The 21,089-nt window shown below is 67.4% G+C and carries 18 protein-coding genes; 10 read left to right on the top strand and 8 right to left on the bottom strand.

Annotated elements, in window-relative coordinates; genetic code table 11:
* Positions 1-447: 447 nt before the first annotated feature.
* Together ABT115_RS23935 and ABT115_RS23930 are read left to right on the top strand one after the other, a co-directional pair.
* Positions 448-597: a hypothetical protein gene (locus tag ABT115_RS23935; protein ID WP_351793341.1), complete on the top strand. Its 150-nt coding sequence runs from the start codon at positions 448-450 to the stop codon at positions 595-597.
* Between the two features lie 633 nt (positions 598-1,230).
* The gene (locus ABT115_RS23930) at positions 1,231-2,088 is read left to right on the top strand and encodes a hypothetical protein (protein WP_351793339.1); all 858 of its coding nucleotides are present in this window, start codon (positions 1,231-1,233) and stop codon (positions 2,086-2,088) included.
* Between the two features lie 872 nt (positions 2,089-2,960).
* On the opposite strand, the gene ABT115_RS23925 is transcribed toward ABT115_RS23930, so the two are convergent.
* A complete protein-coding gene (locus ABT115_RS23925; RefSeq protein WP_351793337.1) occupies positions 2,961-3,200 on the bottom strand; it encodes a DUF397 domain-containing protein in 240 nt (79 codons plus the stop codon).
* On the bottom strand, positions 3,200-4,045 hold the full coding sequence (locus ABT115_RS23920; protein ID WP_351793334.1) for a helix-turn-helix domain-containing protein: 846 nt from the start codon (positions 4,043-4,045) through the stop codon (positions 3,200-3,202). Before ABT115_RS23920 ends, ABT115_RS23925 begins: the two co-directional genes overlap by 1 nt.
* Positions 4,046-4,246: 201 nt before the next feature.
* Here ABT115_RS23920 and ABT115_RS23915 point away from each other — a divergent pair, with 201 nt between their 5' ends.
* Both ABT115_RS23915 and ABT115_RS23910 read left to right on the top strand, forming a co-directional pair.
* Positions 4,247-4,903 carry an ATP-binding protein gene (locus ABT115_RS23915; protein WP_502969151.1) on the top strand — a complete coding sequence of 219 codons (657 nt, stop codon included), beginning with the start codon at positions 4,247-4,249 and terminating at the stop codon, positions 4,901-4,903.
* A gap of 556 nt (positions 4,904-5,459) precedes the next feature.
* Positions 5,460-6,383, top strand: a complete 924-nt coding sequence (locus ABT115_RS23910; RefSeq protein ID WP_351793329.1) for a YDG/SRA domain-containing protein — start codon at positions 5,460-5,462, stop codon at positions 6,381-6,383.
* Positions 6,384-6,456: 73 nt separating this feature from the next.
* Here ABT115_RS23910 and ABT115_RS23905 read toward each other — a convergent pair whose 3' ends face one another.
* Complete coding sequence (locus ABT115_RS23905; RefSeq protein WP_351793327.1) at positions 6,457-9,597, bottom strand: DEAD/DEAH box helicase; 3,141 nt, start codon at positions 9,595-9,597, stop codon at positions 6,457-6,459.
* Between the two features lie 94 nt (positions 9,598-9,691).
* The gene (locus tag ABT115_RS23900) at positions 9,692-10,159 is read right to left on the bottom strand and encodes a GNAT family N-acetyltransferase (RefSeq protein WP_502969152.1); all 468 of its coding nucleotides are present in this window, start codon (positions 10,157-10,159) and stop codon (positions 9,692-9,694) included.
* Positions 10,160-10,793: 634 nt separating this feature from the next.
* Between ABT115_RS23900 and ABT115_RS23895 the strand changes: the two genes are divergently transcribed.
* Both ABT115_RS23895 and ABT115_RS23890 read left to right on the top strand, forming a co-directional pair.
* The gene (locus ABT115_RS23895) at positions 10,794-11,099 is read left to right on the top strand and encodes a hypothetical protein (protein WP_351793369.1); all 306 of its coding nucleotides are present in this window, start codon (positions 10,794-10,796) and stop codon (positions 11,097-11,099) included.
* A gap of 221 nt (positions 11,100-11,320) precedes the next feature.
* Positions 11,321-12,877, top strand: coding sequence for a bifunctional metallophosphatase/5'-nucleotidase (locus tag ABT115_RS23890; protein WP_351793324.1), 1,557 nt, complete (start codon positions 11,321-11,323; stop codon positions 12,875-12,877).
* 72 nt (positions 12,878-12,949) lie between these two features.
* On the opposite strand, the gene ABT115_RS23885 is transcribed toward ABT115_RS23890, so the two are convergent.
* Together ABT115_RS23885 and ABT115_RS23880 are read right to left on the bottom strand one after the other, a co-directional pair.
* A complete protein-coding gene (locus ABT115_RS23885; protein ID WP_351793321.1) occupies positions 12,950-14,614 on the bottom strand; it encodes a serine/threonine-protein kinase in 1,665 nt (554 codons plus the stop codon).
* A 253-nt stretch (positions 14,615-14,867) separates the two neighbouring features.
* A complete protein-coding gene (locus ABT115_RS23880; RefSeq protein ID WP_351793319.1) occupies positions 14,868-15,869 on the bottom strand; it encodes an SEC-C domain-containing protein in 1,002 nt (333 codons plus the stop codon).
* 78 nt (positions 15,870-15,947) lie between these two features.
* Here ABT115_RS23880 and ABT115_RS23875 point away from each other — a divergent pair, with 78 nt between their 5' ends.
* The 3 genes from ABT115_RS23875 (at position 15,948) to ABT115_RS23865 (ending at position 18,177) form a co-directional block, all read left to right on the top strand.
* On the top strand, positions 15,948-16,751 hold the full coding sequence (locus ABT115_RS23875) for a class E sortase (protein WP_351793367.1): 804 nt from the start codon (positions 15,948-15,950) through the stop codon (positions 16,749-16,751).
* 188 nt (positions 16,752-16,939) lie between these two features.
* Positions 16,940-17,272, top strand: coding sequence for a DUF6412 domain-containing protein (locus ABT115_RS23870; protein WP_351793316.1), 333 nt, complete (start codon positions 16,940-16,942; stop codon positions 17,270-17,272).
* Between the two features lie 98 nt (positions 17,273-17,370).
* Entirely contained in the window at positions 17,371-18,177 is an 807-nt protein-coding gene (locus tag ABT115_RS23865; protein ID WP_351793314.1) for a YidC/Oxa1 family membrane protein insertase, read from the top strand.
* Between the two features lie 39 nt (positions 18,178-18,216).
* Here the strand turns inward: ABT115_RS23865 and ABT115_RS23860 are convergent, their stop codons facing one another.
* Both ABT115_RS23860 and ABT115_RS23855 read right to left on the bottom strand, forming a co-directional pair.
* Complete coding sequence (locus tag ABT115_RS23860) at positions 18,217-18,696, bottom strand: heme-degrading domain-containing protein (RefSeq protein WP_351793312.1); 480 nt, start codon at positions 18,694-18,696, stop codon at positions 18,217-18,219.
* Positions 18,693-19,859 carry a Gfo/Idh/MocA family protein gene (locus tag ABT115_RS23855; RefSeq protein WP_351793364.1) on the bottom strand — a complete coding sequence of 389 codons (1,167 nt, stop codon included), beginning with the start codon at positions 19,857-19,859 and terminating at the stop codon, positions 18,693-18,695. Before ABT115_RS23855 ends, ABT115_RS23860 begins: the two co-directional genes overlap by 4 nt.
* 263 nt (positions 19,860-20,122) lie before the next feature.
* On the opposite strand from ABT115_RS23855, the gene ABT115_RS23850 reads away from it, so the two are divergent.
* Positions 20,123-21,031: a hypothetical protein gene (locus ABT115_RS23850; RefSeq protein WP_502969150.1), complete on the top strand. Its 909-nt coding sequence runs from the start codon at positions 20,123-20,125 to the stop codon at positions 21,029-21,031.
* Positions 21,032-21,089: the final 58 nt, after the last annotated feature.

Here is a 21,089-nt window from a genome sequence, read left to right as displayed (position 1 = left end):
CTGGCCGACGAGACGGAATGCGCACCGTGCCGCCGGTCCACAGCACACGCGACCTTTTACGGCGCCCCCGCCCCGGAGCCCGACCGCGTCCCGTGGCGGGAACGGATCGCGAGAATCAGCGGGACGTCGGCGGCTCTGCCGGGCGAGGGCTGACTGGCCGGTCGGCGGCGGACGCCGTGGCGGGATGCGGGGCGAAGGGAAAGGCGGCGACGAGGGTTGCCATGGCACGCCCGCCTGCAGCGCTGCGACACAGCACGGGGACTCCTCGGCAACGAGGTAGGGGGATCCGCTGGTGATGCCGGGCCGGGCGGCGCCCGGCGTGCTGCCGGTCCCGCACGGTGGGCGCGGGACCGGCACGGGGTGGCCGGTGGGCCGGGGGTAGCCGAGCACGGCCGAGCGGCTGCTGCTCGCCGACCGATCGCGGTGACGGTCCAGGAGGGCCATGAGATGGGCACCCACAGCAGACTCGGGCTGAGCGCGTTCTTCTACACCCTGGTGCTCGTCCTGGGCGGCATGCTGGGCGCCAATGTGATCCACACCCAGCTGGACGCCATGCTGGGTACGCGGCCAGCGACTACGGCCCCTTCCGCCGTGTGAAGTCCGCGGAGCACATCAGCCGTACGCGTCACTTCGCCGTCGGGTGCGTGCTCATGGCCGACCTGTCACTGGTGACGTCCGCCCTGGCACTGGTGGCGGCCGTGGGCATCGTCGGCATCGACGTCTCGCACCTGGCGCTCCTGTGGATCTACGGGGCCTGCGCCACCACCGCGATGGGCATCACCGCGCTGGCTCTGCTCTGCCCCGACCGTTTGACCGGCACACGACCTTCCTCACCGGTGTGCGTAAGTGAGTGGTGGGCCCACTGTTGCGTACTGGGTGCATCCCGAACGGGTTTGGCTTCCGTGGCCGAGCCGGCAGGCGTGCCGACGCCTGCCGGCTCCCTTGTTGCCCGCAGCCGACGCTGTGGTGGCGCTGGCCCCTGTGTATCTCAGGTGAGTTCGCCGAACGAGCGGCAGAGTCAGTCACCTTGAGTGCTGGATATGTCACCCATATGGCGATATAAGAGGGCAAATTCCGTAGATCGAACATACGGTTTCCTTGCTCGACGTGTTTACCGAGCAGGAATGGCCCGTCGCCAACTTGCGGGACCGCCGCCCCAGGCGAGCGGACCACCGCGCCGACACGGAAACGAAAGAGGCGAGTTCGTTGTTGCTGACCCAGGTCGCCCTTGTGTCTGAAACCAACCAGATCACCCCCGCGCAGCTCAACCGCGTGGCGGCCGCGCTGCAGAAGCAGGCCACCCGGGACTTCGGCCCCCTCTGGAATGTCTCCGCGACCGTCGACCCGTTCGACAGGCTGGAGGACGTCCCCGTCGGATACTGGCCCGTCATCGTGCGCGACGACATCAATGAGCCCGGTGCCGCCGGAATCCACCTCGATGAGCACGGGCAACCGTTCGCCCTCGTCCAGCACAGCGACAGCTGGTCGCTCACGGCGAGTCACGAGACGCTCGAGATGCTGGCCGACCCGGGGGGCAACAGGCTCATGGCGGGCCAGTCCCCCAAACCGGATCAGGGAGTCGTCGAGTTCTTGGTCGAGGTGGCCGACCCCCCGGAGGACCCGCAGTTCGGATACACCGTCAACGGACTGATCGTCTCGGACTTCATCACGCCGCACTTCTACGACCCGGTGCCGGCCGACGGCGTCCGGTACAGCTTCGCCGGCAACATCGAGAAGCCCCGTTCGATCCGCGAGGGCGGCTACATCTCCTTCCTCGACCGCATCACCAATCACTGGTGGCAGCAGGTCTGGTTCGGCACGTCCCAGCCCACGTTCCGTGATCTCGGGCGCATGACGGACCGGGTCGGCAGCCTCCGCTCCGCCATCGACGCCAAGACGGACACGTCTCTGCGTATCGCCCAGGCCGGACCGCAGTCCCTCAAGTTCGCCGACGCCCGGGCATTGACCGCGCAGATCAAGGAGACCACTTCCTCGCGGGCGGAAGGCTGGCGGCAACAGATCGAGGCCCTGATGGCAGGCAAGATCGTCGAGAGCGCCTGGGAGGAAGGCGAGGAGCAAAATGGGTAATGCGCCATCTGGAGCGGGAGGACTGCCATGGGCGAAGCAGACAAAAAGGAGAGAAGGGCCCGCGCGGCCCGGTTGCACCAGCAGATCGAGAGGATAAAGGCGGGGGCGTCCCGGCCGCGGCCGCCCCGCGCGGATGAACAATCCGACGGCGAAAGCATGCGCGAGTACACACAGCGACGCCTGCGCGAGCGCGGGACAGCCGAACCGGACGAACAGACGGAACAGGACCAGTAGGACGCCTTGGGGCCGACGGTCGTACACGGTCGACCCCAAGCCTCCGGACGCGGCAGCATGGCCCCCTCTGATCTGTAGCCGCAATACTCCAGCTGCAGATCGTGATCAGGCTTGTGAGAGCCCGGTGTGCGGTGCTGTTCTACGCTGCCCTTTACGATCGCCAAGCCGCAGTGTGTGGTGTTGGACTGTGCCGATGTCGTTGAGCTGTCCCGGTTCTGCCGGTCGCTTCTCGGCGGCGTACGAGCAGATCGCCTCCTGTCGAAAGAGGACGTGGCCGCGCTCCCCGGGGAGATCACCCACGCGACACTCATCATCGCCTTCCACCGCTACCACCAGCACCACGTGCGCTTCCCGGACCCGAGCAGAGCCGCGTACCACCTGGAGATGATCAGGTCGTGGAGTCGGTGGAGGGTGCAGTTCGGGCGCTTGGCTGACAGGAGCAGGGTAGGGCGGGCGGGCCCGGCAACAGTTCCGTGGGCAGACAACGCCCACCCGTCGGCTGGTGAACGTGGCCTCCGGCGAGCTCGCACCCGAAGCCGCAGACACCGTGGACGCTCCCTCGCCGCAACACCGGCGCAGCTCGCTCTGGATGGCGTGACCCGCCGCGGTGGTGGCGGTCTTCGCTCTCGCCGATCGGATCAGAGCTGTTGCAGGCGAACCGACGCGATGAACCCGGCCCATGCGTCTCGCGGTACGGCGATGTGGCGACCGCCCGGCCGCTTCGAGTCGCGTATGCCTACGGTGGCGTGCAGGTCGGCGGGCCGCTGTGAGTCGCGTACACCGATGGCGGTTACCAGGTCGGCTACCTCGACGCACTCGGTACCGCTGCCGCCGCTGTACGATGACTTGAACCAGTGCACGTGTTCGTTGATGTCCATCAAAGCTCCCCGCAGACTCGATTCAGGAGCGCGGCAGACAGATGGATATCCAACGCCTGCGCACGCAGATACTCGAACGCCAATTTATAGCGTGCGAGTTCCTGTGGCTTCTCCATGAAGAGCCCGCCCCCGATGATGTCCACGTACACGACGTCGAGTTCAGGCGCGGGGCCGCCGAGGACAACGAAACTGCCCACCGCTGCGGCATGGGCACCCGCTTCGAACGGCAGCACCTGAACGGTGATGTGAGGCTGGGTGGCCTGCTCGCAGAGGTGCTTCAACTGCTCACGCATGACGTCGCGGCCACCCACGATGCGTCGGATCACAGCTTCGTCGATCACTGCCCAGATGTGCGGCGGCTCGGTCCGGGTGAGGAGTTCCTGCCGCTTCATACGGATGTCCACCATGTGCTGGATTTCCTGGTCGGTGCACCTCATCTCTGAGGCGCGATGCACCGCCTCTGCATACGCGCGCGTCTGAAGCAGGCCGGGTACGTACATGCAGGCGTAGTGGTCTTCGCTGACCACTTCATCTTCCAGGGTCAGCATGAGGTTCATCGACTCGGGGATCGGGTCCGCGAGCGAGCGCCACCAGCCCTGGATGCGAGCTCCCTTGGCCAGCTCGACCAGCGACGTACGTTCCTGATCCGAGGTGTCGTATTCACGGCAGAGGGCATCGACTGCTGGCCACTTGACCGTGCCCTCTTTCGTCTCGTAGCGACTCAAGGTTGCCTTGGAGATCCCGACCCGAGCCCCGGCCTCTTCCAATGTGAGGCCCTTGCGCTCGCGGAGACGGCGCAGATCCGCGCCGAGTTGGCGTCTACGGGTGGTTGGTCCGACTGGCATGGCTGCGATCCTTCGCGTTGATCCCCAAGAGCCTGCATCGTGCGGAGCACATCGAGCAAGACGGCGCACCCCGGGGGCGCGCGCTGGTCCATGTGCTCCCACAAGTTCGATGTGAGAGTTCCATTTTGAGAGTTTCGATGTCACTGTGTGGGAGGAGTTAGGCACACACGGTGGCCTATCGGTGGCGGAGGAGTGATCGGCTTGGATGAGTGTCGTTTCGGAGTGGAGAGAAAAGCATGGGATCTGGCGTTCCTGGCCGAAGCGGAGGAGCTCGCCGGTCTGCGCCGAGTGATGCGGTTGCACCTGGAGCTCTGGGGGCTGCCGGGAGTCGTCTACGCGGCGCAGATCTGCGTCACCGAGCTGGTCGCAAATGTGGTCAGGCATGTAGGGCCCGGGACTCCGTCGAGTCTCGCCGTATCCATGAACGGCGAGCGTCTTCGCATCGAGGTGAGCGATCCCGATCTGCGAGCGCTTCCTACGCTCATCAGGGCAACGGGGGAGGCTGAGGCGGGGCGAGGCATGGCCCTTGTGGACGGTGTTGCCGATTGCTGGGGTGTCATCCTGCGCGGTGACTCCAAGGTCACTTGGTGCGAGCTGGCCACCGGCCTGCGGTCAGCGAACGATCACGTCGGTGGCCCCCAAGTAGCCAAAGCAGAAGCGGTGTTAGGGCTTTTTGGGCTCGGCGCCGTCCCGGAAAAATCTCGTCATGAACGACTGGGCCTGACCTTGGGGAGGGAGATGGCGATCGATCTGATCGCTGACCTCCTTCACTGGCTGCGCGCCCACGGCTGTGATCCGGACGAAGCCCTCGATTGCGCGCAAGCGCACTTCGAGGCCGAGGCGGCTGATCCGACGTGAAGCAACCTTCGCCCAAGGAACTCATCGAAATCGCTGAAGAACTCGGTGACTTGGACGCGGATTGTGATTGGAAAGAGTCGTACAACCTGTGGTCGCTCGTGTGCGCTGCTCAGCATTGTGGCTTCCTGCCGGGAGTGTCGGTCCACCAACTCTTCCCCCTGGGTCGGCGGGACGACTTCGTCCTCATCACAGTTGAGGTGGCACCGGCAATCGCGTTAGCCACAGCTCCCATCCACTGGCGTGAGATCGAGCCTCCCGCTCCTGGTACTGGGACGGAGGCGATCAGGCATATGTTGGCGAGGATCAGTGAAGAAGCCTCGAAGTTGCTCGCGCTCTTCCGTGACAGTGCTGCGATCCGGCCCAGTGGGTAGCGATATCCGGCCTGGGCGGCATGTTGCGGCGCTTGGGCGGCCTGTGACGGCGAGATGAGACTCTGGCGCTGTTGCGCCCCCGCGCTGCACTGGCAAAGTGGTTGCTTTGGGACACCTTTCGGTGAGAAGTGGCCGTGATCAGCTGTGCGGGTTGATCGAACACCGGTAATCGGCAGCATGTTCGTATGTCGCCATCGAAACCCATCTACTTCGGTCCACCTCCTGATGTGAGCGAGGGGCAGTGGTTCCGCACGCACGATGCCCTGTACGCGGCCGATGTGCATCGGTTTCGTGGCCAGGGGATCTCGGGAACGGCGCATGAAGGCGTCGACTCGATCGTCGCCAGTGGTGGCTATGCCGGTGATGAGGATCTGGGCGACACAATCATCTATACGGCGCAAGGTGGATCGCCGGACAGCGACGGTCACATCACGGAGGATCAGTCGTTGGCTGGGGTCAACGAAGGGATGTTGATCAACTATCGGGAGGGTCTGCCTATCCGATACGTGCGCGGTCTGGGGATCAAGAGGCGCAAGGCGACTAAAGGGTACCGATATCGGGGTCTGTACTTGGTAGAGGGCTATTGGAGCGTGCTGACTGATCGTGGGCACCTCATGTGGCAGTTCCGTCTGGCGAAGGCCGCGGCGGGGGAGCGTTGGGAATTTGATGAGGCGAGCCCTACAGCTGCGGATGAAGAGGTGCCGCTACTGGAGCAAGCAGCCGCGAGGTACATCAGTACTCAGCGGCGTGTGCGCAACACCCAGGAGGCCCGCGCCATAAAAGCGCTCTACGACAACACCTGTCAGATGTGTCGTCTCCCGGTCGTGGTCGACATCGATGGCGCGCGGTACAGCGAGGGCGCGCACATACATGCGCTTGGTAGACCGCATGGTGGTCGCGATGTGCGTAGCAACATTCTGTGTCTGTGCCCGAACTGTCACGTGCTCTTTGACAACGGGGCACGCCTCATAACTGATGACCTCAAGGTCGTGGATGCGCTCAGCCGGCAGGTGCTTGGGGACCTCCACGTGAAGCGCGAGCATCGGATCGATACGGCCTGTCTAACCCAGCATCGGTCCCGATGGGCCGATCGCTCACAGGACCTCTAATACAACAGATCAGGCAGAGTGCGCCGCGAGAGCCCTATTTCATCAACTCATTGAGTTGGCCGTGACAGGGTGGTCACCCCGCAGTGATTGCCGAGTATGTCCACACATCTGCCGGAATCTCGTGTCGTAGCTTCCAGATAATCCCCATGGGCTTGCTGCCCTTGTGCTCCACGTACTCGGCGGGTCCAAGAAAGATCCACGGCTGGGGCCCGCCGATGTCCGTTTTCTTGTAGCGGCGGACGAAGAGCAGGACGTGGGTGTCCTTCTCCTTGTGGCTCTGGTAGCGGATGCCGGTGGGGGAAGCCTCTGAGGTCTGGTTCTGGGATTCCCAGTGGAACAGAGACTCGTTCAGGGCGTAGTCCTTGTAGCGAGTCTCTGGCGAGAAGTCCTTCTCGTCCTTTTCGAGGGTGATGAGTAGCGCGTCAGTCTGGATGTTTTCGCACCACTTCACGCCTTCGCGGAAGTGTCCCGGCATGAAGCCGCCCACGCGTGACTGCCCCAAGGCGGGGAGGATCTCTTCGCGGCTGTAGGAGGAGTGCACTGTCAGCGGCAGGCTGGCATGCCCGCCGAGCAGCGGGACGGGCACGTGGTCTGCCTGATTCAGGACGTGGGCGAGGACCTGACGGAGCTCGTCGCGGAAGGCGTGCTGAGGGCGAAGGGTGTTGAAGCCTGCCTGATAGCTGTTGAAGTCGCCGCCCAACGGCCACAGAGAGAAGAAAAACATGCGCGCGTACGCCTGTTCCTGCTCGCTGAGGTCGTCGTATGCAGGGGCGTCGTCAGTGAGGAGTTTGCTGTACGCCGCGACTCGGAGTGGGTCATCAACATGAAGGAATGCCGATACGCGCTTCAGCAGCGATGCTTCACCCTCCGGCCCGGTCTCAGGGAGGAGCTTGGCTCGGCGGAGTAGGCCCGTCCATGAGTTCCCGTTGCCTCGGTAGAGCTCCTTGAGCTCTCGACCGCTCTCCTTGAGGTAGTCGGCGAGCAGAGGTTCGGCGTATGTCGCGACCTCGCGAGCAAGTTGAGTGACGTTGACGCTGATCTGGCTGCGGATGTTGTCAATGATCAGCTCCTTGGCCTTCGACTCAAGGAGAATCTGGCAGCCAGACGGCAGCTGCGGAAAGTCGTGTTCGATATTGGTGAGCAGGCGATTGCGAGTGAGATTGGTCAGCGCGCGGAACTGTTCCTCGAAGCGGAACTCCTTGCGGTGCTGACCGATGAAGTCCAGGACAGTGAGGACGGCCTTGTCTTCGGTTCTACGCAGACCTCGTCCCAGCTGCTGGAGGAACACTGTGGCGCTGGAAGTAGGGCGCAAGAGGAGCAGGGTGTCGACGTCAGGGATGTCGAGTCCCTCGTTGAACAGGTCGACAGAGAAGATAACTTGGAGCGTGCCAGCTTTGAGTTGATCGAGGGCGTTCTTACGTTCAGGGCGTGGGGTCTCGCCGGACAGGGCGACCGCATTGAGGCCAGCTCGACGGAAGAAGTCGGCCATGAAATCTGCGTGCGCGACTGACACGCAGAAGCCCAGCGCACGCATCGTGCCCGGGTCAGCAACTTTGTCCTTCACGGCTTGTACGACGAGTCTAGCTCGTGCGTCATTGCCGGTGAAGAGATTGCTGAGGGCCGTGGAGTCGTACGATCCTCGTTTCCACGTGATGGCGCTCATGTCGGTGTTGTCGGTGACGCCGAAGTAGTGGAATGGACTGAGCAGGTCGTTCTCAAGAGCTTCCCAGAGGCGCATCTCTGCTGCGATCCGGCCCTCAAAGAACTCGTCCTGGATGTTCAGCCCATCCATGCGTTCCGGTGTAGCGGTGAGCCCCAGTAGCTCCTGTGGCTCGAAGTGATCCAGTATCCGGCGGTAGGTGGGGGACGTACCGTGATGGAACTCGTCGATCACGATGACGTCAAAGTGGTCTGGAGCAAAGCGCTCCAGCGCACGTGAGTTGAGTGACTGGACGCTGGCGAACACATGCTTCCAGGTGTCGGGAATCTCCCCATCGACGAGGAGTTCGCCGAAGTTCGCATCATTCAGCACGTTCTGGTAGACCCGCAGAGACTGTTCCAGGATTTCCTTGCGGTGGGCTACGAAGAGCAGGCGCGGATCACGCCCCAGTGTCTGCCGCAGGCGCTTGAAGTCCAATGCGGCCATCACGGTCTTGCCTGTGCCTGTCGCGGCGACGAGAAGATTGCGGTTCCGACCATGGACGGTCCGCTCCACTTGGAGGCGTTCAAGCATGTCGCGCTGGTGTGGGTAGGGGCGGACTTCAAGGCCGGAGAGTGTGATGGTGGTGCCACTGGTGCGGTTGGTTCCGCCAGCGTGAGACAGCGCATCATCGAGTCGCTGCGCGTCGCTGTCGGGGTCATACGACTCGAAGGAGCGCTCACTCCAATACGCGTCGAATGTTGCCTCGAACTTGCGGAGGACGGATGGTGTGGCGACCGACGACAGCCGAACATTCCATTCGAGCCCGTCAAGAAGCGCCGCCTTGGACAGGTTCGAGCTGCCGACGTACGCCGTATCGAAGCCGCTCTCGCGACGGAAGAGCCAGGCCTTGGCATGAAGGCGTGTCGAGCGGAGCTCGTAGTTGACCTTCACCTTGGCGCCGAACTCGCGGATCAAACGATCCAGCGCGCGACGCTCAGTTGCTCCGATGTAGGTCGTTGTCAACACGCGGATGGGTACGCCGCGATCGCGTGCGGAGGAGAGCGACTGCTCAAGGACTCGGAGTCCGTGCCACTTCACAAAGGCACAGAGGAGATCAACACGGTCCGCCGTAGCCAACTCAGCGCGCAGCTCAAAGCCCAGGCTCGGATCATCAGGCGAGTTGGTGATCAGTGCCGTCTCGGAGAGGGGCGTTGCCGGGCGAATGGCGTAGACGCCAGGAGCTTCCTGCTCCGCGACTGCGAGCAATTGTCGGGGGCCCTCGATGACGAGATCGACCCACTCGGTCGCACCTTCGATGGTGTTGAGTGAGTCCAGGATGTGGTTGGCGGCGACCACCTGCTCCGCAGGTGAGAGGCCCTGGAGGACCCGCCGCACGACGCTTCCGATGTGGCGTGACAGCACGTGAGGTGCAGATTCAGCACCGACTATTTCATCGATTGAGCGCCAGCCCGTGGAGTCGAGCTGCTTCATCCGCTCTTCGAGGCGGTGGGTGATCAGTGTCTCGTAAAGCCCTGCAACTGGAGCTGCGTCGCCTGCAAAGTCGTTGAGCATGACCGAGTCCCCTCATCTCGTCGCCTACGCACGCAGTTGTATCAAGAGGCGCTGACAAGCTGTGGGTCTGCCCATGCCTTTGCTGGGGCCTTGGCTATTGGACCCCGTCTTCGGATGTTTTGCCCAGGTCGCGCACGTAGCTCAGCCCCCGGCGCCCGTCCAGCAGGACTTCTTCCCCGGTGGGGACGAACCCCGCGCGGGTCAGGACCGCTTGGGAGGCCAGGTTGTCGAGTGTGGTTGCGGCGCGCAGTGTGGTCAGGCGGTACTCCTCGGCAGCCAGGGCAAACAACCGGCGGACGGTGGCCGTGGCCAGGCCCCGGCCGGTGGCCTTCTCGGCGACGCGGTAGCCCAGCTCGGCGGAGCCGTCCGCCACATCGACGAGGTTGAACCGGCCCAGCACCTCGCCGTCGGTGTCCACCAGGACGTGGAAGTGGCAGATTCCCGCGGCCTGTTCGGCGAGCAGGGCGGCGTGGCGTGCGTCGAACCGGGCGAAGTAGTCGTCGCCCCGGTCCGGCACCGAGGCGGCGAAGAAGGCGCGGTTCTCCTGCTCGAAGGCGAGCAGGGCCGGGGCGTGGTCGGGGCGAAGGCGCTGTAGTTCGGGCGTGGCAGAACCTTATGGATTCCGGGTGGCTGGAGGGAGCCGGCAGGGTGCACCCGTCCCAGGTTCATCCCCACCGGCCTCCGGGAACAGACAGCGCCTACGCCCCGCCTCGGGCCGACTACTTGGTGATCGCTTGGTTGGGGCTGCTACAGCCGTGCTGCTTGGCTGACCGCGCGGTGCACTCGGCGTGAGGGTCGGCGCGATCCCTGGCCCGGCCTTTGGGTTCGTGCTTCGTGGCAGCAAGCCCGAGGGGGACGGTCTCGAACTGAGGTTCACCGAGGCTGAACTCGACGACTTTGCGCTCGGCTGGGGTAAGAAGCGGGGCCTGGCGCTCTAATCTGGCCCCTCCCCACCCCGCGCGAGGCGGGCCGCCCTGCCTTGGCGGGGTGGCCCGACGCGTCTCAGGAAGGCAACAATGAGCTGGTCAGGGCACTGGCATGGGTACTCGTGGACGGGAAGCCCGGCCACATATGCGCGTGAGGGCAACCGTCGGCCTCCTTACCCGGACGCCCCTCCCCCCGAGGCCAAGGAGGAGGACAAGATTCGGTACCGCGAAGCCGCCGCGGAGTTCCAGACCTCCAACCTGCCACCCTTGATGACTGGCCATTGGCTGCTCAAGCGGAACCAGAGTGAGGCCGACCGCACGTGGACAGACGTTGACGTTGCGTTGGCATGGCTGACGAAGCACTACCAGGAGAGTCCCCCGCTTGAGCGCGACGACCGCAAGGCTGCCTACTGCACTTTGGACAACAAGCTGGAGTACGCCGCCTATGCGCTGCCTTGCGGCGTCGATGTGAGTTGGGTGCACTACACCAAGTCTCAGAACGTGGTGTCGCTCTCCGTCGTGTGCTGCCCGAACCACTTCCATCCGGACATCCCTTGCCCGTTCCCGCCTTCGTGACCCTGCACAGAAGGAGACCCTGTTATGTCGTTGCGTCCTACTGCCTGAGGCCGGCGTGCGGTCCGGTTGCCCGGCGAGCCGCCGGAGCCCGCGCAGGACGCCGAGCCCGGCCGTTCGTTCCGGCCCTGGTCATGCACCGTTCACTCGCGGGGGGATCACGCCTTCACGCCGCGGGCTAGCGTGCCGACCCGAAAGTTGATGTATTCGCCGGAGGTTCTGCCATGCACCATCCCCTCGCCCGCGCAGCCGGGCTCCTCGGCACGTTCGTGCTCGCGTCCGGGCTGACTATCTCGGGCTCGACGCCCGCGGCCGCCGAGGCGCCCGCGGCGCAGCCCACTCAGGGGCAGGCCAAGGAGCGCCCCGAGCACACGGCGTCCCTCCTGTACTTCAACGACGCGCACGAGATCGGCCCGGTACTGAGCGACGGTCAGGACCGGGGCGGCGTCGCCCGGCTGGCCACGGCGGTGCGCTCGGTCAAGGAGCAGAACCCGGCCACGTCCGTCGTCTTCGGCGGGGACCTCGCCGGCGGCACCCTCTTCGGCGGCCTCTACAAGGGCGTGCCCATGGTCGACGCGCTCAACAAGGTCGGCGTGGACCTGGCGAACTTCGGGCAGCACGACTTCGACTTCGGTGTGGACCACACGCGCGAGCTGGTCGCGGCGTCCGACTTCCCGTGGATCACGTCCAACCTGACCAACGCCGACGGGTCGCCTTTCGTGAAGAACGGCACCTGGGCGGTTCAGCAGGTGGGCAAGGTCCGCGTCGGGTTCGTGGGGCTCACGGATGCGATCGAGACGACATCGGCCGCCGGGAAGGTCGTCGAGACGGACCCGGTCGAGGCGGCCCGCGCCGCCGTCGCCGACCTGAAGGCGCACGCCAAGGCCGACGTCGTCGTGGCCGTGAGCCAGTACCAGATGGACGAGAACCACAAGCTGGCGCGCGCCGTGCCGGAGCTGGACGCCGTGTTCGGCGAGGAGGTAGCCGAGTACGACTCGGCGATCGAGTACGAGGGCGACGTGCCGCTCATGGCGCCCGAGGGGAACATCGGGTCGCTGATCCGCCTGGACATCACCAAGCAGCGCGGCGAGTACCGGGTGAAGCCATCGGTGGTCGAGGTGGACCACACGGTCACGCCGGACCCGGAGCTGCGCGAGATCGAGAAGCAGTACGCCGCCGATATGGACGAGCGGCTCTCCGGGGTCCTGGCCGACATGCGGACCCCGCTTGGCCGCGAAGGCAGGCTGTCCGAGGAGACCACGCTGGGCGACTTCGTCGCAGACGCGTACCGCGAGCAGCACCATGCCGACATCGGCTGGATAAACGGGGGTGGCCTGCGCGCCGAGGCGCCGGGGCCGAACTTCACGCTCCGTGACGCCTACTCGATCGCCCCATTCAGCAACCGGGTCATGAAAGTGCGGGTCACAGGCGAGGGGCTGCGGCAGTCGCTGGAGGACGCGGTCTCGCGGGTGGAGCACGCCGGCGGCGGCTTCCCGCAGGTCTCCGGCATGACGTACGCCTACTCGCCGACCGCCGCCGTAGGCTCGCGCGTGAGCGACGTCAGCGTGGGCGGGCAGCCACTCGACCCGGAAGCCACCTACACGGTCGCGGTGACGAACTACGTGGTCGGGGGCGGCGACGGCGTCAGCGGGTTCGCCGACGCCGAGGTGCTGGTGCCCGTCGCGGACGCCCCGGTCGACGCCGAGGTGATCGCAGAGCACGCCCGGACACTGGGCACCATCGACGTCGCGCCGGAGGGCCGCATCACGGTCCTGCCGTGAGGCAGCCCTCCGGAGGAACGTCGTCAACGGAGTGAAACGCGCGCCGAACTTCCCGTCAGGTGTCCTGGCGCGTCAGCGCTCGGGCTGCTGGATGTCCGGCATCCGCAGTCCGGCGACGACCTTGTCGTAGAAGGCGGTGGGTGCGTTTCCTGAGACTTCCTTCTCGGGGCCTCGCGCCCAGATGTAGAGCGAGTACTCGACCTTGGAGTCCTTGGTGATGACCTTGAGTTGGAGACCGCGGCTGCGGATTCCCGCGGCCTTGTCGCCCCGCTCGTAGTACTGGGCGTCGAGCGTGGAGGCCGGCCGGCCGCCGAATGTCGCGTGGTAGTCGAGCGCGTAGCAGCGGAGTTCACGGCCATCGGCACGGTAGAAGCCGGCGAGATCGTTGTCCGAGCCTTCGCCGGGCGTCGTGTCGGCGGTGTCCGGATTCCGGTAGACCTGGATCCGGAACTGGAGCCCCTGCGATGGCTTCTCTTCTCCGACAACGCTATCGAAGTGCGAAGACTGGTACTGGACCGCGGGGTTGACGGCGTCACTGGGCGTGCCGCGCAGGTACCCGGTCGGCACGGGCAAGCTGATCTGGACCGCGTTCTCGTGGACCGTCTGCCACTGTGAGGGGAGTTTGGCCGGGCCGTGGGCAGGAGCGTCGGACGGGGCGTCGGACGGGGCGTCGGACGGAATGGTGGTCGCCAGGACCAGTCCTGTGAGCACCGCCGCCGTTGTCGCGACAGTGATCACCCGCCCTCGCGCAGTGCGGAACCATGGGCGTGGACCGGGCGCATCTTGGGGGATTTCCGTGGCCGGGTCGGCTGCGCCCCGGCCCGGCGGCCGACCGTCTTTCTGCGTCGGGATCGACGTCTGCGGATGCGTCGCCCGGCGCAGCGCCTCCCGGACACGCACGGCGTCCGGGCGTGCCGCCGGGTCCTTGTGCAGCAGCGCGGTGATCAAGGGTGACAGGGCCCCGGCTCGCGTCGGGGGCGGCGGGCTTTCGTCCCGCACGGCAAGCATCGTCGTGATCGAGTTCGCGCGTCGGAACGGTGACCAGCCCTCCACCGTCACATAGAGCAGCACCCCCAGGGACCACATGTCCGAGGCGGCGTCCGGGCGCAGGCCGGCCACCCGCTCCGGCGCGATGTACTCGGAGGACCCGATGATCGCGCCGGTCTCCGTCAGCGGCGTGTCGCCTTCGATCTGGGCGATGCCGAAATCGGTGAGCACCACCCGGCCGTTCTCGGCGAGCAGCACATTGGCGGGCTTGACGTCACGGTGCAGCACTCCCGCCGCGTGCACCGCGGCCAGTGCGTCGACCACCGCCAGGCCGATCCTTGCCGCCTCCGACGGGGTGAGCGTTCCCTCCTCCAGGAGGTCAGCCAGGGAACGGCCCTGCACCAACTCCATGACGAGCCAGGGCCGTTCGCCGTCCATGACGACGTCGTGCAGCGTTACGACGTTGGGGTGGGTGACGCTGGCGACGGACCGCGCCTCCCTGAGCATCCGCCCGAAGAACCGTTGCCGCTGGGCCTCGGAGAGTCCGTCGGGGTTCCGCGGCTCCTTGACCGCGACATCCCGGCGTACCGTCTCGTCGCAGGCGCGCCAGACGGTGCCCATCCCGCCGTGGCCCAGCCGCTCGACCAGCCGGTAACGGCCGCCGATCGTCCGGCCCACGTCGACCCGGCCGGCGCCCACGGCACCTGGGACGGCGTCCCGTTCGTATCCGTTGCCTGCGTCCACCGCCATGGCCCCCTTGGTCACCTGCCCGAGTACCCGAGCAATGTAGTGGCTCATGCCAAGGCGCAGGCGTGGTCACAGAGCCTGCCGAATCAGGGCGAGTCGGCCGGTGCCGCTGCCCGCCGACGTCCAAGTGGCCAACGTCCACGGGGAAGTTGGACGCGATGTCAGGCCTGCGGCTTCCTCGCTTCGGCCGCTTCCCGAAGCCTCCCGACAGGTCGCGTCCGGTGGCGTGGTGTATTGACGGCCACTCGTTGATCCTTCACTCCGCCCCGTGGCACTCCCGGTACGTCCGCCCCGAGCCGCACCAGCAGGGCGCGCTACGGGCCGGGGGCCAGGGGACCGCCCGGCCGCGGGCGGCCAGGGTGGTGGCGTACAGGGGGAGGAGGTCCGGGTCGGTCGGGGACGAGGCCTCCGAGGCGGCGAAGGCCTCGTACGACGGGACCGTGCCCGTCACGACGCCGAGGTTCGGGGTGCCGGCCTGGTGGAGGTCCCGGAGCGCGGCTTCCAGGCGGGCCAGGTGGTCGGCGTGGGAGGGGTACTCGCTGCGCAGGGTCGGGTACGCGTTGAGGAGTTCTTCGAGTTCGGTGGCCGGCCAGTGCAGCACCGCCACCGGGAACGGGCGGGACAGTGCGGAGCGGTACGTGCCCAGTTCGGCGCGGAGGCGGGTGATCTCGGCACGGAGCTCGCCCGGGTCCGAGGAGCCCAGGGCCCACAGGCGCTTCGGGTCGTGCAGCTCGTCGAGCGGAACGGCGGCTGTGTGGACGGTGTCGGCCAGCTCGTCCCAGACGTCGTGCTCGGCGCCCATCAGCCTTCGCACCCGGTGGCGGCCGATCAGCAGCGAATGCGTGGCGTACGGGACCTCCTCGCCCGGTGTCAGGAGGAGCGTCAGCGCGGTGGTGAAGCAGTCGTGGGCCGCTTCCAGCTCGTCGTGCGATTCGAGGGTCTCGGCCGCGATCTCCCAGGGCGCCGGGTCGAGCGGACCCGCCGCGCGGAGGCCGTCGATGATCGCGCGGGCCTCGGCCTCATGGCCGTACTCCCACAGGTTGGCCGCCTTCAGAGCCTTGACCAGGTGCGGGTGGTCGAGGCCGGGGGAGGCGAGCAGTTCGTCGTAGAGGGTGGTGGCGCGGGCGCGTTCGTCGGCGAGTTCCAGATGGGCCGCGGCCTGGAGGAGCAGCGGCTCGCGGTCCTCGGGGTGCTGCGCCGCGGTGCGCAGCAGGCGCTCGGCTTCGGTGATGTGGTCAGCAGGCGTGTCGGGGCGCATGAATCACACCGTACTGCTGTCCGGCGCCTGAACGGAGGGGCGCTTCGGCCCTGGAGAGTTATGGGGCATGGCCTTATCGTGCGGGCCGTGCGGGAGCGGATACCGGTCGTGGTGCAGCGGAACTCGCGGGGGCGTCGGGTCGCCGCGCGCGGGTTGTGGACGGGCGCCGAGGCGGTGGTGACCCTCGGCGTCGTCCTGTTGTTGCTTGTTGTTCATCAGCTGTGGTGGACCAACCGGCAGGCCCGCGCCGACGCCGAGCACCAGGTGCGGGCCCTTCAGAGAGAGTGGGGAGAGACGGAAGGACAGCCACCGGGACAGGAGGACGGGGGAACGGATGGCGGTACGGGGAGCAGCGGCGGGTCCGGCCGCGGGGCTCCGAGCGGGCGTTCGTCCGGGGGCGGGGACCGCACCGCATCCCCCGTGCCCCGCTGGGATCAGGCGTACGCCGTCATCCGTATCCCGCGGCTCGGGCTCACCGCCCCCGTCGCCCAGGGCATCAGCAAACGCGGCGTCCTCGACAAGGGGTACGTCGGGCACTACCCGCGCACCGCGCAGCCCGGCCGGGCGGGGAACTTCGCGATCGCCGGGCATCGCAACACGCATGGCGAGCCCTTCCGGTACATCAACCGGCTGCGGCGCGGGGACCGGATCAGTGTCGAGACCCGCGACGCCGTCTACACGTACACCGTCGACCGGACGCTCGGGCAGACCAGCCCCGGCGACAGTGGTGTCATCGCGGCTGTTCCGCGCAGCAACGTGAAGCCGTACGCGGGATACAGCACGGCCGGTTCCTATGTGACGCTCACGACGTGCACGCCCGAATTCACCTCCCGATACCGGCTTGTCGTATGGGGGAAGCTGACGGACGTCCGAGCGCGGTAGCGGGGTCGTAAACGTGGGGCGGAAGCGGGCCGGCCGAATGTGATCGCGCTGAGAGAGGCTGTCGGGTGTATCGGCCCCATCGTGTATAACGGCTTGAGGGTCGAACGCACACCTGAGCGAAAGGCGCGAGATGTGCGTGGACGCGCGAGCCCGGCCGACAGGCCGCGAAGGGGAAGAAGGAGGGGCCGATGAACGGTGACGTGAACCGTCTGCGCGATGGCCTCGCCCGGCTGCTCCGCCCCGCAGCGCTGCTGCTCTTCTTCGTCACCGAAGTCCTCCTCGCCGAAGGCGGCAGCCTCTCCGCCACCGTCGCACTAGCCGCCACCGCGGCCGTCGGCTCCGCGCTCATCGCCGCCGCGGTCATCAGCGCCCGCTGCGCCGTCCCCGTGCCCCGCACCCGGGTCCGTACAGCCATACGCGACCGGGAGAAACGCACCGCGTTCCTGCCACAGCGAGACCCGGACGCCAAGGGACGCAGACGCCCCCGAGCCCCCGGACGCGCCCTTCCGACGGCCGCGTAGGGCTCACAGCAGCAATAGGCACCGCTGCACCCCTCGCGGTTCGTCATGCCGAGTTCGTTCTTCTTCCCGGCACGACGAGACCCCCGGAGGGCTCACCCATGTCCGTCTTCATGTCCGCGTTCGCCGCCCTGGTCGGCGCGCTGGCCGATGTGCTGCACCCGCTTTTCCAGGGCGCGTCCACCGCCGCCGCCATCGTGCTGTTCACGGCGCTCGTGCGGCTCGCGATTCACCCCCTGTCGCGGGCCGCGGCACGCGGGCAGAAAGCCCGCACCCGGCTCCAGCCGCAGATCGCCGAACTGCGCAAGAAGCACGCCAAGAACCCCGAGCGCATGCAGAAGGCGCTCATGGAACTGCACAAGGAGGAGAACGTCTCGCCGCTCTCCGGCTGCCTGCCCAGCCTTCTGCAGATGCCCGCCTTCTTCCTCCTCTACCACCTCTTCTCCAGCCAGACGATCGACGGCCACCCCAACGAGCTGCTCGACCACCAGCTCTTCGGCGCGCCGCTCGGCGAGCACTGGCAGGACGCGCTCGCGCACGGCGGGCCGTTCGGGGCGCAGGGCATGGTCTACCTCGGCCTGTACGCGATCGTCACCGTCGTGGCCACGTTCAACTTCCGGCGGACGAAGCAGCAGATGGCCGCCAACACCCCGTCCACCGGCCCCGACGGGCAGCCGGTCCCGGGCATGGGCGCGCTGACGAAGCTGATGCCGCTGATGTCCTACGCCACCCTCTTGACCGTGTCCGTCGTACCGCTCGCCGCCGCGCTGTACGTCGTCACGAGCACCACCTGGACCGCGATCGAGCGGGCATTCCTCTACCGCGACATGCCGACCACGGGTGCCGCCACGGCCGTCACGGCCGACGCGGCGGGATCGGGGCAGCGGGTGCGCCGGTCCAGTGTGTGAGCAGGGGTCCGGTGCGTGAACAGGGTCCTGCCCTTCGCGTCACGCGCCGATCGTCGTCGCGAACTGCTCCAGCGCCTCGACCACCAAGGCGTGGTCCTCCGCCTGAGGCAGGCCCGAGACCGTCACCGAGCCGATGACGCCCGCGCCCTCGACCGCGATCGGGAACGAACCCCCGTGCGCGGCGTACATGTCCGGGTCCAGGCGAGAGGCATCGTCGAACGTCGTCCCCTTGGCCCGGAACCGGGATCCGACCAGGTACGAGCTCTCGCCGTACCGTTCCACGACCTTGCGCTTGCGGTCGATCCAGGCGTCGTTGTCCGCGCTCGAGCCGGGCAGCGCGGCGTGGAACAGCTGCTGTGCGCCGCGGCGGATGTCGATCGCGACCGGGGCGTGTCTTTCCCGGGCCATCGAGACGAGCAGGCCACCGAGCGCGTACGCGTCGTCATAGCTGAAATGTGGCAGCGTCAGTCGGCGTTCCTGAGCGATGAGCTCGGAGATGGTCGGCGCGGTGGGGTTCATGCGGTCTGCTCCTCGGTATCGGTATCGGTATCGGCGGAGGCGGGCGGGGTTGTGGCGGGCAGGGCTACGGCGACGCCCTCGCGGGCCGAGCGGCGTGCGGCCTCCAGTACGTCCAGGGCAGCGGCGGCCTGGAGGGCGGTCACTGGATTGTCACCCCTTCCGCGCAGTGCGTCGGTGACCGCCGCGTAGTACGCGGGGTAGTCACCCGGCAGCGTGCGGACCGGGGCGCCGCCGCCCGTCAACGGGGACTCGCCCGAACCGATCCGGCCCCACAGCGCCTCGGGCTCCTCGCCCCACGGCCGGCCTGGCGTCGGACGCGCGCCCGCGCGCAGGTCGGCCTCCTGCGGGTCGAGGCCGTACTTCACATAGCCGGCGGTCGAGCCGAGCACCCGGAAGCGCGGGCCGAGCTGGGCCGTGGTGGCGCTGACGTACAGATGTGAGCGGACCCCGTTCGCATGGGTGATCGCGAGGAACGTGTCGTCGTCGGCGGCGGCGCCGGGGCGGCGCACATCGGACTCCGCGTACACCCGCACCGCCGGTCCGAACAGCACGAGCGCCTGGTCGACGACATGGCTGCCCAGGTCGTACAGCAGCCCGCCGATCTCCTGCGGGTCGCCCGACTCGCGCCAGCCGCCCTTCGGCTGCGGGCGCCACCGCTCGAAACGGGACTCGAAGCGCTGTACGTCACCCAGCTCACCGTCCACGACCAAGCGGGCGAGAGTGAGGAAGTCGTTGTCCCAACGGCGGTTCTGGAAGACCGAGAGCAGCAGCCCGCGCTCCTCGGCGAGGGCCGCGAGCCCCCGCGCCTCGGCGGCCGTACCGGCGATCGGCTTGTCCACGACGACCGGCAGACCGGCCTTGAGCGCGGCGGTCGCGATCGGGACATGGCTCCTGTTCGGCGAGGCGATCACGATCAGGTCGAGTTCGTCCGCGCGCCCCCACAGCTCCTCCGGCGCGGCGGCGAACCTTACATCGGGGAACTCGGCGCGCGCCTGCGCCCGCCGCTCCTCGCTCGAGGTGACGACCGTGTCGAGGACGAGGCCGTCGGTCGCGGCGATCAGGGGGGCGTGGAAGACGGAACCCGCCAGGCCGTAGCCGACGAGTCCGACGCGCAAGGGGGTCCCGGACAGCTCGGGCATCTCATGAGTCGCGTTGCCAGTCATGCCTGCCACTTAAGCAACTCTGTTGCCGAAGAGTCGGTGATTGACGACAACGCGGCAGATGTGCGTGCCCAGCCCCGCGACACCGCGCCCCATTTGCCGGTCCATCTGAGCTGATCGAGCGGTTCCCGGCGGCCGACCGAGCGGCCCTCCGGTATGCCGGTGCCGGTCGCCTCGCGCGTGAGTGGCAGCGTCGCGGCCCAGAACCGGTGAACTCCGGCGAACGGGGCGAGCCGACCGTTCCGCGAGCAGCGAAGGGTGCCCCCATGCCCCCCACACCGCCCCCGTCCGGCAGGCTTTCCGATTCCACCCCCGCATCCACCCCGGCGGCCGGTCCTGCATCCATCCCGCTGTCCTCCGCCGCCTCCGTCCCCGAATCCGACGCCGCTGCCGGTCCTGCCTCGCCGCCGCCGTACCCGCTCCGCGGGCGGACGCGGCACGGGTTCGCGCTCGGGCTGGCGGCGGCGAGCGTGGTTCCCGCCGTCCTCGGTGGCTCATTCGCCGCACCCGCCTTGGGCGCGCCTTCGGCCACCCCGGTCTCGAAGCCGGACTCCACCACCGCCGACCAGCAGCCCACCTGCGGTGATGCGGACGCGCGCGACTTCCCGATCAGTACCCGTATACACGGCGGCCCGGACACCTACGCGTCCGGCGGCGGCTACGGAACCTGGTTCCTGGATCTCACCAACACCACCACCGAGTCGTGCCGGGCCATCCATCCGGTGCTGGTCCTCACCGACGAGGACCGGAAGCTGACCTCCGACCAGATCCAGCTGGAGTTCTGCGAGCAGAGCCGTCCCGATGTGGAGCACCGCGTCACCTGGGAGACCACCGACCAGGACGAACACATCGGTGTCTTCGGCGGCGATGGCGGCGACTCCTTCGACGGCTTCACCATCCCCGCGGGCCGTACCGTCACCGTCCGGGTCCGGATGGCGTTCACCTCGGACACCAGCCCGGGCCGGGTCACCGCCAACGCCGTGATCGTCCAGCGGCAGCACGCAGCGGGTGGCGGGACCGGGAAGGACGACGGGGCCTGGGTCGGCGAGTCCGACGACTACCGCTTCGCCATCGTCGAGGACACCGGGGAGACCGGCGAGACCGGGGAGACCGGCGGGACCGGGGAAACCGAAGAGGCCGGCGGCACCACCCGCGACGCCGTGCCCGCCGCGTGAGGCGCCGGCCGTATCGGCTGGTTGAGCGGACGGCCTAAAATCGGGGACGTCGGCGCTG

It is taken from the genome of Streptomyces sp. NPDC001832 (assembly GCF_040297265.1).
Taxonomy (GTDB): Bacteria; Actinomycetota; Actinomycetes; order Streptomycetales; family Streptomycetaceae; genus Streptomyces.
The sequence above is the reverse complement of the archived record's forward strand: the minus strand, read 5'-3'. Positions and strand labels throughout refer to the sequence as shown.

Coding starts and splice junctions, on each gene's coding strand:
- ABT115_RS23935 (WP_351793341.1), top strand. CDS start 448: ATGGGCACCCACAGCAGACTCGGGCTGAGCGCGTTCTTCTACACCCTG.
- ABT115_RS23925 (WP_351793337.1), bottom strand. CDS start 3,200: ATGGACATCAACGAACACGTGCACTGGTTCAAGTCATCGTACAGCGGC.
- ABT115_RS23920 (WP_351793334.1), bottom strand. CDS start 4,045: ATGCCAGTCGGACCAACCACCCGTAGACGCCAACTCGGCGCGGATCTG.
- ABT115_RS23910 (WP_351793329.1), top strand. CDS start 5,460: ATGTCGCCATCGAAACCCATCTACTTCGGTCCACCTCCTGATGTGAGC.
- ABT115_RS23905 (WP_351793327.1), bottom strand. CDS start 9,597: ATGCTCAACGACTTTGCAGGCGACGCAGCTCCAGTTGCAGGGCTTTAC.
- ABT115_RS23895 (WP_351793369.1), top strand. CDS start 10,794: ATGACTGGCCATTGGCTGCTCAAGCGGAACCAGAGTGAGGCCGACCGC.
- ABT115_RS23890 (WP_351793324.1), top strand. CDS start 11,321: ATGCACCATCCCCTCGCCCGCGCAGCCGGGCTCCTCGGCACGTTCGTG.
- ABT115_RS23885 (WP_351793321.1), bottom strand. CDS start 14,614: ATGGCGGTGGACGCAGGCAACGGATACGAACGGGACGCCGTCCCAGGT.
- ABT115_RS23880 (WP_351793319.1), bottom strand. CDS start 15,869: ATGCGCCCCGACACGCCTGCTGACCACATCACCGAAGCCGAGCGCCTG.
- ABT115_RS23870 (WP_351793316.1), top strand. CDS start 16,940: ATGAACGGTGACGTGAACCGTCTGCGCGATGGCCTCGCCCGGCTGCTC.
- ABT115_RS23865 (WP_351793314.1), top strand. CDS start 17,371: ATGTCCGTCTTCATGTCCGCGTTCGCCGCCCTGGTCGGCGCGCTGGCC.
- ABT115_RS23860 (WP_351793312.1), bottom strand. CDS start 18,696: ATGAACCCCACCGCGCCGACCATCTCCGAGCTCATCGCTCAGGAACGC.
- ABT115_RS23855 (WP_351793364.1), bottom strand. CDS start 19,859: ATGACTGGCAACGCGACTCATGAGATGCCCGAGCTGTCCGGGACCCCC.
- ABT115_RS23850 (WP_502969150.1), top strand. CDS start 20,123: ATGCCCCCCACACCGCCCCCGTCCGGCAGGCTTTCCGATTCCACCCCC.